Source organism: Gordonia alkaliphila (genome assembly GCF_039542465.1).
In the GTDB taxonomy this organism is placed as follows: domain Bacteria; phylum Actinomycetota; class Actinomycetes; order Mycobacteriales; family Mycobacteriaceae; genus Gordonia; species Gordonia alkaliphila.
On record NZ_BAABIE010000006.1, the window covers coordinates 160196 to 178070 of the forward strand.

General features: G+C 69.3%; 16 protein-coding genes. 9 read left to right on the top strand and 7 right to left on the bottom strand.

The genetic code is table 11. From position 1 onward, the window contains the following. Positions 1 to 177: 177 nt before the first annotated feature. Positions 178 to 1656 (top strand): 30S ribosomal protein S1, encoded by a 1479-nt coding sequence (gene rpsA, locus ABD989_RS08545; RefSeq protein ID WP_246996425.1) that lies wholly within the window; start codon positions 178 to 180, stop codon positions 1654 to 1656. Between the two features lie 244 nt (positions 1657 to 1900). On the opposite strand, the gene coaE is transcribed toward rpsA, so the two are convergent. Both coaE and ABD989_RS08555 read right to left on the bottom strand, forming a co-directional pair. Next, on the bottom strand, positions 1901 to 2839 hold the full coding sequence (gene coaE / locus ABD989_RS08550) for a dephospho-CoA kinase (protein WP_345313160.1): 939 nt from the start codon (positions 2837 to 2839) through the stop codon (positions 1901 to 1903). 42 nt (positions 2840 to 2881) lie between these two features. Beyond that, the gene (locus ABD989_RS08555) at positions 2882 to 3655 is read right to left on the bottom strand and encodes an IclR family transcriptional regulator (RefSeq protein ID WP_345313161.1); all 774 of its coding nucleotides are present in this window, start codon (positions 3653 to 3655) and stop codon (positions 2882 to 2884) included. Positions 3656 to 3723: 68 nt separating this feature from the next. Between ABD989_RS08555 and ABD989_RS08560 the strand changes: the two genes are divergently transcribed. The 5 genes from ABD989_RS08560 to ABD989_RS08580 all read left to right on the top strand — a co-directional run bounded on the left by ABD989_RS08560 (position 3724) and on the right by ABD989_RS08580 (position 9077). Continuing rightward, the gene (locus ABD989_RS08560) at positions 3724 to 4539 is read left to right on the top strand and encodes a 2-keto-4-pentenoate hydratase (RefSeq protein WP_345313162.1); all 816 of its coding nucleotides are present in this window, start codon (positions 3724 to 3726) and stop codon (positions 4537 to 4539) included. Then, positions 4532 to 5494, top strand: coding sequence for an acetaldehyde dehydrogenase (acetylating) (locus tag ABD989_RS08565; RefSeq protein WP_246996417.1), 963 nt, complete (start codon positions 4532 to 4534; stop codon positions 5492 to 5494). The genes ABD989_RS08560 and ABD989_RS08565 overlap by 8 nt, the downstream gene beginning before the upstream one ends. Continuing rightward, on the top strand, positions 5491 to 6570 hold the full coding sequence (gene dmpG / locus ABD989_RS08570; protein ID WP_345313163.1) for a 4-hydroxy-2-oxovalerate aldolase: 1080 nt from the start codon (positions 5491 to 5493) through the stop codon (positions 6568 to 6570). Before ABD989_RS08565 ends, dmpG begins: the two co-directional genes overlap by 4 nt. Positions 6571 to 6705: 135 nt before the next feature. Beyond that, positions 6706 to 7539, top strand: coding sequence for a LuxR C-terminal-related transcriptional regulator (locus tag ABD989_RS08575; RefSeq protein WP_246996413.1), 834 nt, complete (start codon positions 6706 to 6708; stop codon positions 7537 to 7539). A gap of 167 nt (positions 7540 to 7706) precedes the next feature. Continuing rightward, positions 7707 to 9077, top strand: a complete 1371-nt coding sequence (locus ABD989_RS08580) for an MFS transporter (protein ID WP_345313164.1) — start codon at positions 7707 to 7709, stop codon at positions 9075 to 9077. A 6-nt stretch (positions 9078 to 9083) separates the two neighbouring features. On the opposite strand, the gene ABD989_RS08585 is transcribed toward ABD989_RS08580, so the two are convergent. The 3 genes from ABD989_RS08585 to ABD989_RS08595 are packed head-to-tail and all read right to left on the bottom strand — an operon-like array spanning position 9084 to position 10536. Then, on the bottom strand, positions 9084 to 9557 hold the full coding sequence (locus ABD989_RS08585) for a ribonuclease FAU-1 family protein (RefSeq protein WP_246996409.1): 474 nt from the start codon (positions 9555 to 9557) through the stop codon (positions 9084 to 9086). 40 nt (positions 9558 to 9597) lie between these two features. Next, positions 9598 to 10038 carry a VOC family protein gene (locus tag ABD989_RS08590; RefSeq protein WP_345313165.1) on the bottom strand — a complete coding sequence of 147 codons (441 nt, stop codon included), beginning with the start codon at positions 10036 to 10038 and terminating at the stop codon, positions 9598 to 9600. Between the two features lie 24 nt (positions 10039 to 10062). Then, entirely contained in the window at positions 10063 to 10536 is a 474-nt protein-coding gene (locus tag ABD989_RS08595) for a QcrA and Rieske domain-containing protein (RefSeq protein WP_246996405.1), read from the bottom strand. Positions 10537 to 10669: 133 nt separating this feature from the next. Here ABD989_RS08595 and ABD989_RS08600 point away from each other — a divergent pair, with 133 nt between their 5' ends. From ABD989_RS08600 to ABD989_RS08610, 3 genes are all read left to right on the top strand, one after another. Beyond that, complete coding sequence (locus ABD989_RS08600) at positions 10670 to 11887, top strand: hypothetical protein (RefSeq protein ID WP_345313166.1); 1218 nt, start codon at positions 10670 to 10672, stop codon at positions 11885 to 11887. Between the two features lie 38 nt (positions 11888 to 11925). Continuing rightward, positions 11926 to 14079: an excinuclease ABC subunit UvrB gene (uvrB, locus tag ABD989_RS08605; RefSeq protein ID WP_246996401.1), complete on the top strand. Its 2154-nt coding sequence runs from the start codon at positions 11926 to 11928 to the stop codon at positions 14077 to 14079. A gap of 89 nt (positions 14080 to 14168) precedes the next feature. Beyond that, a complete protein-coding gene (locus tag ABD989_RS08610; protein ID WP_345313167.1) occupies positions 14169 to 14615 on the top strand; it encodes a universal stress protein in 447 nt (148 codons plus the stop codon). Between the two features lie 45 nt (positions 14616 to 14660). Here ABD989_RS08610 and ABD989_RS08615 read toward each other — a convergent pair whose 3' ends face one another. Continuing rightward, a complete protein-coding gene (locus ABD989_RS08615; protein ID WP_345313168.1) occupies positions 14661 to 16958 on the bottom strand; it encodes a HelD family protein in 2298 nt (765 codons plus the stop codon). A gap of 57 nt (positions 16959 to 17015) precedes the next feature. After that, positions 17016 to 17840, bottom strand: a complete 825-nt coding sequence (locus ABD989_RS08620) for a DoxX family protein (protein WP_345313169.1) — start codon at positions 17838 to 17840, stop codon at positions 17016 to 17018. Positions 17841 to 17875 lie beyond the last annotated feature (35 nt).

The following is a 17875-nucleotide window of genomic DNA, read 5'->3' on the forward strand; positions in this document are numbered from 1 at the left end:
GGTGGAGTAGCCTTGCTGGTGCGTGTCTTCGATACGCGCATCCGGCTCCGTTGACCGTAACTCTTACCGGTGACGATCGCGGGGCTGGGCCAGTAATCGGTAAAACGGTCGCTACCTGCAGTAATGCGGCCGTGGAAACCGCCACAACCTACTTACCTGTCCGGAGCAACTCACCACATGTCGTCCCCCACGATCACCTCGCCGCAAGTAGCCGTCAACGATATCGGCTCGGCTGAGGACTTCCTCGCTGCCATCGACTCCACGATCAAGTACTTCAACGATGGCGACATCGTCGAGGGCACCATCGTCAAGGTCGATCGCGACGAGGTGCTGCTTGACATCGGCTACAAGACCGAGGGTGTCATCCCCTCGCGCGAGCTGTCGATCAAGCACGACGTCGACCCGAGCGAAGTCGTCACCGTCGGTGACGAGGTCGAAGCCCTCGTTCTCACCAAGGAGGACAAGGAAGGCCGCCTGATCCTGTCCAAGAAGCGCGCACAGTACGAGCGCGCCTGGGGCACCATCGAGGAGCTCAAGGAGAAGGACGAGGCCGTCAAGGGCACCGTCATCGAGGTCGTCAAGGGCGGCCTGATCCTCGACATCGGCCTGCGCGGCTTCCTCCCGGCTTCGCTGGTGGAGATGCGTCGCGTCCGCGACCTGCAGCCGTACATCGGCAAGGAGGTCGAGGCCAAGATCATCGAGCTCGACAAGAACCGCAACAACGTGGTCCTGTCGCGTCGCGCATGGCTCGAGCAGACCCAGTCCGAGGTCCGCAGCGAGTTCCTGAACAAGCTGGCCAAGGGGCAGGTCCGCAAGGGCGTCGTGTCCTCGATCGTCAACTTCGGCGCGTTCGTCGATCTCGGCGGCGTCGACGGCCTGGTGCACGTCTCCGAGCTGTCGTGGAAGCACATCGATCACCCGTCCGAGGTCGTGGCCGTGGGCGACGAGGTCACCGTGGAGGTCCTCGACGTCGACATGGATCGCGAGCGCGTCTCCCTGTCGCTCAAGGCGACGCAGGAAGACCCGTGGCGTCAGTTCGCCCGCACCCACGCGATCGGTCAGATCGTGCCGGGCAAGGTCACCAAGCTGGTGCCGTTCGGTGCGTTCGTCCGCGTCGAAGAGGGCATCGAGGGCCTGGTGCACATCTCGGAGCTGGCCGAGCGCCACGTCGAGGTTCCGGACCAGGTCGTCGCAGTCGGCGACGACGCGATGGTCAAGGTCATCGACATCGACCTCGATCGTCGTCGTATCTCGCTGTCGCTGAAGCAGGCCAACGAAGACTACACCGAAGAGTTCGATCCGTCGAAGTACGGCATGGCCGACAGCTACGACGATCAGGGCAACTACATCTTCCCCGAGGGCTTCGACGCCGAGACCAACGAATGGCTCGAAGGCTTCGACGCGCAGCGTGAAGAGTGGGAAGGCCGGTACGCCGAGGCGGAGCGTCGTCACAAGATGCACACCGCTCAGATGGAGAAGTTCGCAGCGGCTGCTGCCGAGGCGGAGAACGCCGGCGACTACTCCAGCTCCACCGGTGGCTCGTCCTCGAGCTCCTCGTCGAGCTCGTCCAGCAGCAGCTCGGCTCCGGCCGGCGGCTCGCTGGCCAGCGATGAGCAGCTCGCTGCTCTCCGCGAGAAGCTGACCGGCGGCAACTGACCCGGTAGCTGACAGCTAGCACAGAACCCCCGGTCCGCTTCGGCGGCCGGGGGTTCTGGCATCTCGGTTCGGGGTGCCGAATCGGCTGGCGAACCGTCGGGCGGCCCGGTCCGTTGCTGGTCAACCCGAAGCCGTCGCGCCTTCCTGACGATGCCGCCTGGTAAAACAACGGCGTCCTGGCGCTCACCGACGACGTATATGCAGTGGCGGCCGCCAGGACGCCGTTGTTTTACCGATGCACCGGTCAGTCGGCGACGGTGATCCGCACCCGCGCGGGGCGGCCGGGATCGACGGTCGCGTGGAGGCCCTCCGCGGCGCCGGGCAGGCGGGGGAAGCCGGAAGCGGAGAGGAGTTCGGCGGCGCGGGCGGCGGCCGCCTGATCGGCCACCGTCACCTCGACGTCGATCACCGGGACCGCGGACGCGGCGCTCGGGTCGGCGGTGGGGCCGACGTGGTCGATCTTCGTGGCGGTCGCGCCCAGGATCGCCCACAGGCGGTTCACGACGCGCGCGCCGACGGCCGCCCACGTCTCGTCGGCGTCCACCGCGTCGGTGGGCAGCGGTGCGGGGGCGCCCGCAAGGTGGTTGTCGCGCAACGGAATCAGACGCTCGGTCCACACCTGCAGTGCTTGGGCCGCCAGCTCGTCGGGGGTCCCGGAGTTGTCCAGCCAGATGTCGGCGACGGCGCGGCGCTGCTCGTCGGTGGCCTGCGCGTCGATCCGCGCGCGGGCGTCGTCGGCATCCATGCCGCGCAAATTCACCAGCCGGTCCAGGCGGAGGTCGGCGTCGGTGTGCACCACGATCACCGCGTCGTAGAACGGCGCCATGTGGCCTTCGACGAGGAGCGGGACATCGTGCAGGATCACCGCGTCGGCGGGCGCGGCGTCGTTCAGCTCCTGGGTGCGCGCCCCGATCAGCGGGTGCGTGATGCCGTTGAGGGTCTTGACGCTCTCCTCGTCGACGAAGGCGCGAGCGGCCAGCGCGGGGCGGTCGAGGCTGCCGTCGGCGGCGAGAATCTCCGGGCCGAAAGCCTCCACCAGCGCGGCGAGACCGGGGGTGCCGGGCTCCACCACTTCGCGAGCGATGCGGTCGGCGTCGACGTGATAAGCGCCCCGCTCGATGAAGGTCTTGGCCACGGTCGATTTGCCGGCGCCGATACCGCCGGTCAGTCCCACTCGAATCACGCTCTCCAGTGTGACAGGCGCACAAGGGTTTCGGTGCGCGGGTCAGTGCGCCAATGCGCGCCGGCGGTGCAGGGTGGCCGCGATCCCGCCGGCTGCGGCGCGCACCGCCGCCACGTGCTGCTCGGGCCGATAGCGATGCACGGGTCCGGTCGCGCTGATCGCCGCGATGAGGGAGTTGTCGCCGACGTCGAGGACCGGCGCGGCCACGCACGCGATGCCGAGAGCGGACTCCTCGTACTCGAAGGTCACGCCGGTCTCGCGCGCCGCGTCGAGCTGGTGGCTGAGGAGGCCGGGCGCGACGATCGTGCGCGGCGTGCGGCGCACCAGGGGAGCGCTCAGCACTCGTCGCTGCGTCTGCGCATCGGTATGTGCCAGAAGCGCTTTCCCGATTCCGGTGCAGTGCAACGGCATTCGGCCGCCGGTGCGGCTGGGCGCGCTCGCCTGGCGGTGGCCGCCGATCTTGGCCACGTACATCACTTCGTCGCCGTCGAGCACGCCCAGGTGCACGGTCTCGCGGGTGCGCTCGTACAAGTCCTGGAGGAAGGGCATGGCGATCTCCAGCAGGCCGCGTTCCACCGACGCGCGCATGCCCAGTTCGAAGAGTCCGCCGGACAGCCGGTAGCCGCCGGGGGTGCGGTCCAGCAGATGGGCCTGGACCATCTCGCCGCAGAGTCGGTGCGCGGTGGCCTTGTGCAGGCCGGTGCGGCGCACCAGTTCGGCGAGAGTCAGGTCGTGATCGTCCACCTCGAAGGCGTGCAGGATCGTCATCACTTTCCCGAGGACGGTGTCGGTCGGCGGCGTCGACGAACTGCTCATGGCACCAGGGTATCGCTCAGTGAGACGAAAGGCTTTCCGGTGATGCGCGGCGGGGTGATCATCGAGTCATGACCACATCTGTCGAGAACGAAGCCGCCGAGGCGCAGGCGGCGGAGCGGCTGCTCACCGCGCTGCAGACGCGGACCGCCTGCGCGCCGGTGCGCGAGTTCATCGGGCCCACCGACCTCGCCGCCGCCTACCGCGTGCAAGAACGCCTCACCGCCGGCCGCGTGGCCGCCGGCGCCACCATCGTCGGTCGCAAGATCGGCCTCACCAGCGCCGCCGTGCAGGAGCAGATGGGTGTCGACCAGCCCGACTTCGGCGTCGTCTTCGACGACATGGCCTACTCCGACGGCGACGAAGTGCCGATCGACCGGTTGCTGCAGCCCAAGGCCGAGGCCGAGGTGGCCTTCGTCCTCAAGACCGACCTGGCCGACGGGCCGCTCGACACCGAGCAGATCCGCGCGGCCGTCGACTACGGCGTGGCCGCCATCGAGATCTGCGACAGCCGGATCGCCGGCTGGGACATCGCCTTCGCCGACACCGTCGCCGACAATGCGTCGTCGGGCGTCTACGTCCTCGGCACCGACCGCAAGACCCTCGACGAGTTCTCGCCCGTCGACGTCGGCATGCGGATGCTCATCAACGGCGAGGAGGTGTCCACCGGCAACGGTGCCGCCTGCCTCGGCGACCCCCTCAACGCCGTCGCCTGGTTGGCTCGCGCCGCCCGCGACTTCGGCGAGCCGCTGCGTGCCGGCCAGGTGATCCTGTCCGGCGCACTCGGCCCCATGCGGCCGCTCGCCGCCGGTGACGACGTCACCGTCGAGATCATCGGCCTCGGCACCGTCAACGCCCGATTCAGTGAAGGAAACACCCATGAGTAAGAAGACCAAGGTCGCCATCATCGGCTCGGGCAACATCGGCACCGACCTGATGTTCAAGGTGATCCGCAACGCCAAGCACCTGGAGATGGGTGCCATGGTCGGCATCGATCCCGACTCCGACGGCCTGGCCCGCGCCCAGCGCCTGGGCATCCCGACCACCCACGAGGGTGTCGACGGCCTGGTGAAGCTCCCGAATTTCGACGAGATCGACATCGTCTTCGACGCGACCTCGGCCAAGGCGCACGAGCACAACGCGTCGATCCTGCAGCCGCTCGGCAAGCGAATGATCGACCTGACGCCCGCCGCGATCGGCCCGTTCGTGGTGCCGTCGGTGAACCTCGACGACCACCTCGACGCCCCGAACGTGAACATGGTGACCTGCGGTGGCCAAGCCACCATTCCGGTGGTCGCCGCCGTCTCGCGCGTCACCCCGGTGGCCTACGCCGAGATCGTCGCCTCCATCGCCTCCAAGTCGGCCGGCCCGGGGACCCGCGCCAACATCGACGAGTTCACCGAGACCACATCGGGCGCCATCGAGCAGGTCGGCGGCGCGCGTCGCGGCAAGGCCGTCATCATCCTGAACCCGGCCGAGCCGCCCCTGATGATGCGCGACACCGTCTACACCCTGGTCGAGGCTCCGGACGAGGATACCCAGGAGCAGATCCGCCTGTCGGTGGAGAAGATGGTCGACGACGTCTCGGCCTACGTCCCCGGTTACCGCCTGAAGCAGAAGGTGCAGATCACCGAGATCCCGGAGTCGAGCCCCGTCGAGACGCTGCTCGCCGACGACGAGGAGATCCGCCCGACCCACCAGGTGTCGGTCTTCCTCGAGGTGGAAGGCGCCGCCCATTACCTGCCCGCCTACGCGGGCAACCTGGACATCATGACCTCGGCCGGCCTGCAGGTCGCCGAGCGGATCGCGGCGCGTGCCGCCAATGAAGGGGAACTCGCATGACCGCCCAGCAGGACGCCGCTCAGAACGACGCCGCACAGGACAAGTCCGGTCCGTCGATCTTCGTGCAGGACGTGACCCTGCGCGACGGCATGCATGCCATCCGGCACCAGATCTCCACCGAGGACGTGCAGCGCATCGTCTCGGCGCTCGACGACGCCGGCGTGGATGCCATCGAGGTGGCCCACGGCGACGGCATCTCGGGCGGTTCGGTGAACTACGGTCCCGGCTCGCATACCGACTGGGAGTGGATCGAGGCTGCGGCCGACGTGCTGAAGAACGCACGGCTGACCACCCTCATGCTCCCCGGCGTCGGCACCGTCACTGAACTCAAGCGCGCCTACGACCTGGGCGTCCGCTCGGTTCGCGTGGCCACCCACTGCACCGAGGCCGACGTCTCCGCGCAGCACATCGGTGCCGCCAAGGAGATCGGCATGGACGTCTCCGGCTTCCTCATGCTCTCGCACATGAGCGACCCCGCATCGCTGGCCAAGCAGGCCAAGATGATGGAGTCCTACGGCGCCGACTGCGTGTACATCACCGACTCGGGCGGCCGCCTGACCATGGGTGACGTGCAGGCGCGGGTCAAGGCCTACCGCGACGTGCTCGATCCGAACACCGAGATCGGCATTCACGCGCACGAGAACCTGTCGCTGTCGGTGGCCAACTCGGTGGTGGCAGTGGAGAACGGCGTGTACCGCGTCGACGCCTCGCTGGCCGGCCACGGCGCGGGTGCGGGTAACTGCCCGATCGAGCCGTTCATCGCCGTCGCCAACCTGCTCGGTTTCGAGCATCGCTGCGACCTGAACAAGCTGCAGGATGCGGCCGACGACATCGTGCGTCCGCTGCAGGACCGCCCGGTGCGGGTGGACCGCGAGACCCTGACTCTCGGCTACGCCGGTGTCTACTCGTCGTTCCTGCGTCACGCCGAGACCGCCGCCGCGCGCTACGACCTCGACGTGCGCGACATCCTCACCGTCTGCGGTGAGCGTCGTCTGGTCGGCGGCCAGGAGGACATGATCGTCGACATCGCGCTGAACCTGGTGGCCGAGCGCGACGGCGAGCTCGAGAACGCCTGACCGCCCGTCGAGCCTGAACAGCCGTTGGTCGAGCGAGGTTTGTGACGCACACAATCAGCTCGCCCGCTCGGTAGCATGAAACACACCCCGAACCGGTGGTTCGGGGTGTGTTTCATTCTTCGATCCGGTGAACAGGTGGTGAGGGTCGTGGTCGAGAAGTCGTTGGCGGGTCCGATCACCGAGGCGCTGCGTCGGGTGCGTCGCACCAGTGGCGTCTCGCTGGCGTTCGCCGGTGTGGTGCGCGACGGGTCGGCGGTGACCCTCGCGCACTTCGTCGGCCGCACCAGCGGGGTGCTCGACGGTCTGTCCGTCGAAGCCGGGCACGGGTTGGGTGGCAAGGTGCTGCGCCTCAACCGCCCGCTCGCGGTGGACGACTACCTGAAGACCCCGCACATCACCCACCGCTACAACCCGGCCATCTCCGCGGAGGGGCTGCGCGCGGTGGCCGCCGTGCCGGCCATCGTCGACGGGCGGGTGGTCGCGGTGCTCTACGGCGGTCTGCACTGCGAGAACCCCGTCGGCAACCGTCTCTTCGACACCCTGGTGGGCGAAGCGCGGACCCTGGAACAGCAGGTCGCAGTATCCCGCGCACTGATCGAGGCGGACGCGGGCGCGGGCCCGGACGTGGACATGCTGCGCGACCGCATGTCGCAGGCGTACACCCGACTGCGGCTGTTGGCGCGCACCGTCGACGACGCCGCGCTGGCCGACGAGATCGCCCGCATCACCGACGTTCTGCTCGACGAGCCCGCCCTGCGGGTGCCGGTCGCGGTGACGCTGACCCCGCGCGAGCAGGATGTGCTCGCGCTGGCTGCGCTGGGCTATTCCAACGCGCGAATCGGCGGAGAGCTGGGCGTCTCGGCCGAGACCGTCAAGGGCTACATGAAGGCCGCCATGGGCAAACTCGAGGCCGGCACGCGGCTGGAGGCCGTGGTGCTGGCCCGGCGCGCCGGGCTGCTGCCGGGCTGACCCTTCTAGTTACTTCCGATTAACCGACCCCCCTTCGGGGGGTGGTGCCTCGTTCGGTCACCGCCTTAGTGTGAGCGAGCTTACGTAATTCGCCGACTGTGAAGTCAGCGACATGACAGGAACGAGGATCCACCGTGACAACGGCCCCGTCGGCACCACGCACCAGTATGGGGAGAGTGGCTGCGGCCAGCTCCATCGGAACGACCATCGAGTTCTACGACTTCTTCATCTACGGCACCGCTGCCGCACTCGTCTTCCCGACGGTGTTCTTCCCGGAAGCCAACGGCACCGCGGGCACGCTCGCGTCGTTCGCGACCTTCGCCGTCGCATTCTTCGCCCGACCGGTCGGCGCGATCCTGTTCGGACACTTCGGCGACGTCATCGGCCGCAAGCGCACCCTGGTGTGGACGCTGCTGATCATGGGCCTGGCCACCGTGGGTATCGGCCTGCTGCCCGGCTATGAGACCGGCGCCTTTGGCATGTTCGACGGCGGTATCGGTATCTGGGCGCCCACCATCCTGGTGGCCCTGCGCTTCCTGCAGGGCTTCGCGGTGGGCGGCGAATGGGCCGGCGCCACGCTGCTGACCTCCGAATACGCCCCGGCGGGCAAGCGCGGCCTGTACGCGATGTTCCCGCAGCTCGGACCGGCTTTCGCCTTCTTCCTGTCCAGCCTCACCTTCCTGGTCGCCAGCCTCACCGTCGGCACCGCCAGCGACGCCTTCCTCAGCTACGGCTGGCGCATCCCGTTCATCCTGTCCATGGCGCTGGTGCTGGTGGGCCTCTGGGTCCGCCTGGCCGTCGCCGAGACCCCGGTGTTCCAGCAGGCCCAGGCGCAGCGCGCCCAGGCGCCGAAGCAGGCTGTCAACCGTCTCCCGTTCCTCGACGCCATGAAGTTCCAGTGGAAGGAGATCGTGATCGCCGGCGGTGCGCTGGCCAGTCTGTTCTCGCTCTTCTACATGGGTACGGCGTTCCTCACCAGCTTTGCCACCAACCCCGACCAGATGGGTCTGTCGCGCAACTTCGTGCTGACCTCCGGCATGATCGCGGCAGTCTTCTTCGGCCTGTCCACCGCGGCGTCGGCCATCTACTCCGATCGTTTCGGTCGCCGTCGGGTCATCATGGTCTCGGTGATCGTGGCGGTGCCGTGGTCGCTGCTGCTGTTCCCGATCCTCAGCGTCGGTGGCGAGCTCGCCTTCCTCATCGGGCTGATCGGCACCCTGCTGATCTTCGGTATCGCCTACGGCCCGGCCGGTGCGCTGCTGCCGGAGATGTTCCAGGCGCGCTACCGCTACACCGGCGCGGGCATGGGCTACAACCTGGCCGGTATCTTCGGCGGCGCCATCCCGCCGCTGATCGCGGTGCCGCTGATCGCCGGTCCCGGCGCCATCTGGGTGGGCATCATGCTCGCGGTCCTGTCCTCGGTCAGCGTGCTGTGCACGTACCTGATCACCGAGACCAAGGACGCCGACGTCAGCGCCGTCCATCCGGTGCCGGTCCAGGCGCACGGCGACGAGGCCCCGGAACTGCAGCCCGCGTAACCGGTCTCAGGAACCGTTCCGCCAATCGAGTCGGCCGCCGACGGTGACCTCCAGCCACGTCTGGACGTCACCGTCGGCGGCCGCTCCGGTCAGTGCGGCCACCGCGATCTCGGTGGCCTCGGTGGCTTCGGCGGTGGTGAGCAGACCTGCGGCGTGGGCGTCGAACAGCTCGTCGACGTCGATCAACTGCAGCGGGGTCCCGGGGACGTCCACCAGATCCAGGTACCAGTCGACGGCGTGCCAGCGGCCGCGGGAGTCGGGGCCATGGAAGCGGCCGACGTCCAGATACAGACGTTGCCCGGTGCGGTGGCCGTCGGTGAAGTGAAAGATGTTGGCGCGCAAGCCGAGTACCGGCAGCAGCCAGCTCTCCAGGTGGTGGAACCGCGGGTGATCGGCGGTGCGGGACATGTACAGGCCGTACGGGGTCGCGCGGTAGAGCTCGACGGGCCGGACGAACCCCTTGTTGTCGGTGTTCGTCATGGCCGGGACGTCGAACACCTCCCGTTTGGGCGGGTGCACGTCAGACGCCGGACACGCGGCCGTCGGCGTCCACGGCGAACGCCGGATTGAACACGAAATCCCACCGGAAGCCGTCCGGATCGGCCACGCAGGCGCTCACGCCGCCCCACTCCCGTTCGGTCGGCGCGCTGATCGACGTCGCCCCCGCGGCCAGCGCACGACGGTACAACGCGTCCACCTGTCCCGCCTCGGAGACGTTGTGCCCCAACGACATCGGCGGGGCCAGCGCCCCGAAGCCCACGTCGCCGTACTCGCCGGGCATGGAGGCGACGTTCCACAGCGCGAGCAGCAGTCCCGGTCCGGCCTGCACGAAGGCGATCTCGCCGTCGACCCGGCTGACCGGAGTGAAGCCCAGCCCTTCGGTGTAGAAGCGGGCGGCGACGTCCACGTCGCGCACGCCGAGGGTGATCGCGGTGATCCGGGGGATGGTGGTGCCGGTCATGCCTCGACCGTAGCGCCGACGACGCTAGACACGCACGATATCGCTGCCGCGGACTTCGATCTCGACCGGCTCGAGGCCGCTGGGGGCGGGGCCCGCGGTGCGCTCGCCGTCGAGCGCGAAGTGGCTGCCGTGGCAGGGGCAGACGAGTTCGGCGCCGCTGACGGTCACCGTGCAGCCGGCGTGCGGGCAGACCGCGGAGAACGCCTCGAAGGTGCCTGCGACCGGCTGGGTCACCAGGATCTGATCGGTGTCACCGACCAGCAGGCCGCTGCCGGTCGGCACCTGATCGACCGTGGCCAGGATCGTCGTGCCGTCGGGCAGTTCGACGGTGGGCTCCGGTTGTGCGGCCGGTGGGGCGGTGCTGCAGGCGGCGGCGGCGAGGGTCACCGCGGCGGCCCCGGCGCCCGCGAGAACCGCCCGACGACCGACGTGCGGAGCCTGCTTTCCGTGCGCGGAGCAACTGGTGCAGGTGGGCGTGGAGTGCTGGGGCTCGTTCATGGGCGTCCTTACCTGGCGGGCTCGGTGTCATTGTGCCACCGGATCGCCGTCCGGTGGGGCGGTCGGGCCGCGGACGAACCCATGCACGTATGCATTATTGACAATAATTTTCATTAAGGTGTGAACTGGCGTCATGAAAACCGCTCCCAGACTTCTCTTCCTGTCCGCCGCCGCACTGGTCGGGTTGACCGCGTGCTCATCCGACGACGTCGGCTCCGATCCCGGAGCGCACAGCGCGGGTCCCATCGAACAGTCCGCCGCGCAGCCGCGGCTGGTGCTGACCCACGCCGGGGGCCTCACCGTGCTCGACGGCGGCGATCTGGCCACGGTCGCCGACTTCGCATACGAGGGCTTCATCCGGGCCTCCCCGGCGGGCGACGGACGACACGTCTTCGTCGCCACCGGGGCCGGTTTCGAGCTGCTCGACCTCGGGACGTGGCGTGAACGGCACGACAGCCACGCCCACTACTACACGGCCGCACCGACGCGGACCGGCCTGACCTACCCCGGTGCCAAGCCCGGCCACGTGGTGGTGCACGACGACCGCACCACGCTGTTCACCGACGGAACCGGCGACGTCCGGATCCTGGACACCGCGAAGATCGGCTCGGCCGACGCGGTGATCCGGGAGTTCACCGTGCCCGCGCACCACGGGGTCGCGGTGGCCCGGGCGGACGGGACGACGGTGGTGTCCGCGCCGAACGGCGAGAAGGCGGGCGGCGTGCGCATCCTCGACGGCGACGGTCGCGAGGTGGCCGCGAACGTCGATTGCCCGGGTCTGCACGGCGAGGCCGCCGCGGCCGACGGCGTCCTGACCGTCGGGTGCACCGACGGGGCGCTGGTGGTGCGCGGCGACCACATCGTCAAGGTGCCGGCCGCCGACCCGTACGCCCGGCTCGGCAACCAGGCCGGCAGCGAGCACTCCACGGTGGTGCTCACCGACTACAAGACCGATGCGGACGCCGAGCTCGAGCGACCGCAGCGGTTCGCGCTCCTGGACACCGCCGGTGCCGGAGCCGTCACCGTGGTCGACATCGACTACAGCTACAGCTACCGGTCGCTGGGCCGGGGTCCCGCGGGTGAGGCGCTGCTCCTGGGCACCGACGGTGCGCTGCACGTCATCGACCCGGTCGACGGCGCGGAGAAGGCCGCGTACCCGGTGATCGGCGCCTGGACCGAGGCGGAGGACTGGCAGGCGCCCGGGCCGGACCTGTTCGTGCTCGGCTCCACCGCCTACGTGACCGACCCGGCCGCCCGGCGGATCCGGGCGGTGAGCCTGCACGACGGCACTATCCTGGCCGAACGGACCCTCGACGCGCCCACCGTCGAACTGACCGGCGTCACCGGCTGAGCCGTCCCGGTGTCGGCGGCAGCGGATACCCTGGAGGTATGGCATTCGCAGCGGAACAGCCGGTCGTCGCGCATTCGGAGTATCGGCCGATCGGGGACGTGGAGCGCGCGCGCAACACGCTCGAGGTGGTCAGCGACCTGGTGCCCGCCGGCGATCAGCCGACCGCCATCGCCGACCTGGAACGACGCCTCACCGCCGGCGAGCGGGACGTGGTGCTGATGGGTGCCACCGGCACCGGCAAGTCGGCCACCACGGCCTGGCTGATCGAGAAGATGCAGCGCCCCACCCTGGTGATGGCGCCCAACAAGACGCTCGCCGCGCAGCTGGCCAACGAGTTGCGCGAGATGCTGCCGAACAACGCCGTCGAGTACTTCGTCTCGTACTACGACTACTACCAACCCGAGGCGTACATCGCGCAGACCGACACCTACATCGAGAAGGACAGCTCGATCAACGACGACGTCGAGCGGCTGCGCCACTCCGCGACGTCGAACCTGCTCTCGCGGCGGGACGTCGTGGTAGTGGCGTCGGTGTCGTGCATCTACGGTCTCGGCACCCCGCAGTCGTACCTGGACCGGTCGGTCGAGCTGTCGGTGGGCGAGCAGATCGACCGTGACGCGCTGCTGCGGCTGCTCGTGGACATCCAGTACGACCGCAACGACGTCTCGTTCACGCGCGGCGGCTTCCGGGTGCGCGGCGACACCGTCGAGATCATTCCGTCGTACGAGGAACTGGCCATCCGCATCGAGTTCTTCGGCGACGAAGTGGAGGCGCTGTACTACCTGCATCCGCTCACCGGCGACGTGATCCGGCAGGTCGAGAGTCTGCGGATCTTCCCGGCCACCCACTACGTGGCCGGCCCGGAACGCATGGCGAAGGCGATCGACGGGATCGAGGCCGAACTCGAACAGCGGCTCGCGGTCTTCGAGGAGCAGGGCAAACACCTAGAGGCGCAACGACTCCGGATGCGCACCAACTACGACATCGAGATGATGCGGCAGGTCGGCTTCTGCTCGGGCATCGAGAACTACTCGCGGCACATCGACGGCCGCGACGCGGGCAGCGCCCCGGCGACGCTCATCGACTACTTCCCGGACGATTTCCTCCTCGTGATCGACGAGTCACACGTGACGGTGCCGCAGATCGGCGCCATGTACGAGGGCGACATGTCGCGCAAGCGCAACCTCGTCGAGTTCGGCTTCCGGCTGCCGTCGGCGGTCGACAACCGCCCGCTCACCTGGGACGAGTTCGTCGACCGCACCGGCCAGACGGTGTACCTGTCGGCCACACCGGGCGCCTACGAGCTCGGTCAGTCCGGCGGCGAGTTCGTGGAGCAGGTGATCCGGCCGACGGGTCTGCTGGATCCGAAGGTCGTGGTGAAGCCCACCAAGGGGCAGATCGACGATCTGATCCACGAGATCCGCCTGCGCACCGAGCGCGACGAGCGGGTGCTGGTCACCACGCTCACCAAGAAGATGTCCGAGGATCTCACCGACTACCTGCTCGAACTCGGGATCCGGGTCCGCTACCTGCATTCGGAGGTCGACACGCTCCGGCGCGTCGAACTGCTGCGACAGCTGCGGTCGGGCGAATACGACGTGCTGATCGGCATCAACCTGCTGCGCGAGGGCCTGGACCTGCCCGAGGTGTCGCTGGTCGCGATCCTCGACGCGGACAAGGAGGGGTTCCTGCGAAGTACCACCTCGTTGATCCAGACCATCGGTCGTGCCGCCCGTAACGTCTCCGGCGAAGTGCACATGTACGCCGACAAGATCACCGATTCGATGCGCAATGCCATCGACGAGACCGATCGACGTCGCGCCAAGCAGATCGCCTACAACGAGGAGATGGGCGTCGATCCGCAGCCGCTGCGCAAGAAGATCGCCGACATCCTGGACCAGGTGTACGCCGAGGCCGACGACACGGTGGAAGTGGGCGGATCCGGCCGCAACGCGAGCCGCGGTCGACGGGCCCAGGGCGAAGCCGGACGGGCGGTCAGTGCGGGCGTGTTCGAACAGCGCGATACGTCGTCGATGCCGCGCGCCGAGCTCGCCGACCTGGTGCAGGAGCTGACCGCGCAGATGATGAACGCGGCGCGCGATCTGCAGTTCGAATTGGCCGGGCGGCTCCGCGACGAGATCGCCGACTTGAAGAAGGAACTGCGCGGAATGGACGCGGCCGGGATCAAGTAGGCCGTCGACACGCGGCCGCAGGGTATGTTTCTTGAATATCGTCCCGCTCGGAGACACCGGGCGGGTACACGTCGGAGGTAGATGCAAGTATGGCCGATTACAAGACCGTCGTCGTCGGAACCGATGGCTCCGAGTCCTCGCTGCACGCCGTGGGTCGCGCGGGTGCCATCGCCGGTGAATCCGCCACCCTGGTGATCGCCTGCGCGTACTTCCCGAACGACGGCCGTTCGGCGAGCGCGGCCGGCGACGCACTCGGCGCCGACGCCTACCAGGTGATGGGTTCCTCGCCCACCGAAGAGATCCTGCGCGTCGCCAAGGAGCGTGCGGTCGCCGCCGGTGCCCGCTCGGTCACCACGCGCGCGGTCAAGGGCGCCCCTGTCGAGGCGCTGCTGCAGCTGGTCAACGATGTGCAGGCGGACCTGCTCGTGGTCGGCAACAAGGGCCTCAACTCGATCGCCGGTCGTCTGCTCGGCTCGGTGCCCGCCGACGTCGCCCGCAAGGCCGCGTGCGACGTGTTGATCGTGCACACCACGTAGTCTCCGCTTTTCTCGCTGCTCGGCCCCCCGGCAGGCCGCTGCGGCTTACCGGGGGTCCGACTGCTTTTGCGGCAGGTCGGCGAGCGCCTCCGGCAGCGGGTCGTGGTGCACCACGACCAGGCGCTGCGTCGCGCGGGTGAGGGCCACGTACAGGTCGCTGAGGCCGCGCGGCGAAGTGGTCGCCAGCGCGTGCGGCTCCACCACGATCACGTTGTCGAACTCGAGGCCCTTGGCGTCGTGCAGGGGCAGCACGCGGATCCCGTCAGGGCGATCCGCCGTCGCCGCCGCGGCGGCCGCGGTGTCGGCCACCAGGACGGCGGTCAGTCCGGGCCAGTCGGCCTCCTCGGCGACGGTCAGCGCCGTCGCCAGCGCCTCACCCGCAGGTGCTTCGACGCGGTACGGCTCGATTCCGTTGCTGCGCAACGACTCCGGCGGCGTCTGCGACGGATCGATCAGTGCGAGAAGACGATTCGCGTACCGGGTGATCTCGCTCGGCGTCCGGTAGTTCACCGTCAACTCGCGCAGCCGCCACCGGTTGGCGACGTACGGCGTGAAGATCCGCTCCCACGAGGTGGTCCCCGCCGAATCGCCGGTCTGGGCGGTGTCGCCGATGATCGTCATCCAGCGATTCGGTATGCGCCGCATGATCATTCGCCACGCCATCGTCGACAGTTCCTGAGCCTCGTCGACGATCACGTGCCCGAACGTCCAACTGCGATCGTCGTAGGCCCGCTCGGCCGTGGTGCGGTACTCGGTCACTTCCTGGCGTTCGGCGAGCTGCTCGGCGTCGATCAGGTCGTACGCCATCAGCAGCTCGGGATCCATGTCGTCCTCGATGTCCTGCGGCGCCGATCCGGTGAGGATGTCGAGGGCGTCCTGCGCCTCGGCGATCCGCCTGCGCCACTGGGCCTTCTGCTCCCGCAGCGCTTCGTCGGTGCGGTAGCCGATGAGCTCGGCGAGTTCGTCGAGGAGGGGGACGTCGGCGGGGGACATGTCGGCGGCCTCGGGCAGCGGCGCCGCGTCGCGCTGCAGCTCGGCGCGGTCCTCGTCGCTCCAGCCGCGCGTGGCGCCGCGCCGAAAACGGCTGTCCGCGTACAGGTCTCGCAGCAGATCCTGCGGGTGCAGGGTCGGCCAGAACTGCAGCACGGTGCGCACCACGTCGTCGTCGGTGGACAGCTCGACGCGGATGTCGTCGAGGTCGGCGGCCGTGAGCAGCTGGGATCCGTCCAAGGTCGACGCCCCCAGCTTGCGGGCGTGCACCGCGGCCAGTTCGTCGAACGCGGTCCGCAGGAAGGCGCGCTGAGCCAGATTGTGCGGGCGGCGCGTGGAGCGGGCGGCGGCGCGGGCGGCCTTGATCACGGCCGAGTCGACGGGCACTCGGTAGCCGTCGAAGTTCACGTACAGCCCGGCCGGCGGCAGGCTCTGCCGGGCCCGGACCGCGGCGCGCAGCACCGGCAGGATGCGGTCGGCGTCGCCCTTCAGCTCGGCGGCCCGACGGGAGTCGACGCCCGCGGCGCGGATCCCCGGGAAGAGGTTGCCGACCGTCGACAGCAGCACGCCGGTCTCGCCGAGCGAGGGGAGCACCTGGGCGATGTAGTCCAGGAAGGTGTCGTTGGGGCCGATGATCAGCACGCCGCTGCGGGACAGCACGTCGCGGTGCGTGTACAGCAGGTAGGCGGCGCGGTGCAGCGCCACCGCGGTCTTGCCGGTGCCCGGTCCGCCCTGGACCACCATCACGCCGCGATGCGCGTTGCGGATGATCTCGTCCTGCTCGCGCTGGATGGTCTCGACGATGTCGGTCATCTCGCCGGTGCGGGCGGCGTTCAGGGCGGCGACCAGCGCAGTCTCGTTCACGACGCTGGCGTCGTGGCCGTCGCCGGCGTCCACCTCGCCGGACAGCAGGTACTCGTCGGACACGCTGCGCACCGCCCGGGTCCGCGTCCGCAGGTGTCGGCGGCGGCGTACGCCCTCCGGCGACGCCGGGGTGGCCAGGTAGAACGGGCGCGACAGCGGGGCCCGCCAATCCAGCAGCAGCGTGGTCACCTGGTCGTCGTCGAGGATGCCCATGCGGCCGATCCGGGCGATGTCGTTGCCGGCGGCGTCCGGTTCGGACATGTCGAGCCGACCGAAGTACAGGTTGTGCTCGGCGGCGTCGATGCGGGTCAGCATCTGCGTGTAGTGCCGCTCGTACGACTCGCGTTCGGACAGCGCCTGCGGAGTGCCCGCCGACTCGAGGAGGGTCTCCGACAGGCGCCGATCGGCGGTCGCGCGCATGCGATCCAGCCGCGCATAGACGGCGTCGAGATGTACCTGTTCTTCGGCGAGGCGCGGATCGGGGGTCACAGTCGCACCAGTGTACTGACGCGCGGCGCGCGCGGCATGGTGCGAACTGCGACGCGGTCAGCTCCGGAAGCGGCGCTTCAGGCCGCGCGCCTCGACGACGGCCTGATGGCCCAGCTCGCCGGCCTTGTCCGCCGCCTGGTGACCCAATTCGCCCGCCTTGTCCGCGGCCTCGCGGGCCAGACCGGGAGCGCGATCGGCGACGACCAGCGCCAGCTCCTCGGCGCGGTGGCGCGCCTGGTCGGCGAGCAGCGGCGCTCGCTCGGCCACCTTGACCGCGGCGATCTCGGCCCGTGCCCGACCCCGGTCGGCGACGTCGGCGGCACGTTCGCCGAACTCCTGCGCGTCCACGGCGGCGCGGTCCGCCCACGCCGACAGTGCGGACTCGGTCGCCTTCTCGCCGATCGGGAGGGCGGCGGCCATCGCGACCTTGGCGTCGTGCGCCCGACGCCGGCCGCGCCACGCGAGCGACGGCTTACCCTCGGTGTCGGCGCTGGCCAGCAGCACGCCGCCGAGCAGGCCGAGATTCTTGACCAGGGACACCTTGCGGGTCTCCCGGCGCACCGGATCGGTCTCGGTCCAGAACGCGCCGTCGTACACAGTCGACGGCACCAGCGTGGTGGCCAGCACCGCGGACGCCACGCGCGGAATGCGTCCGGTGGCGAGCAGGAGGCCGCCGCCGATCTGCACGGCGCCGTTGATGCGCAGGGCGGTCGCGGCATCCGCGGGCACCACCTGGGCCACGTCGGCGGGCAGTGCGTCGCGGCCGGCGTCGACCAGCGGCTGTGCGGTGTCCACCACCGGACGCGGTGCGCGCAGGGCCTCGATGCCGGAGGCGACGAAGGCGGAGGCGAGCAGGGGACGAGCGATCTTGCGGAGAATCACGGTATCGACCTTCCGGTGGGAGCTTGTCTACGGGC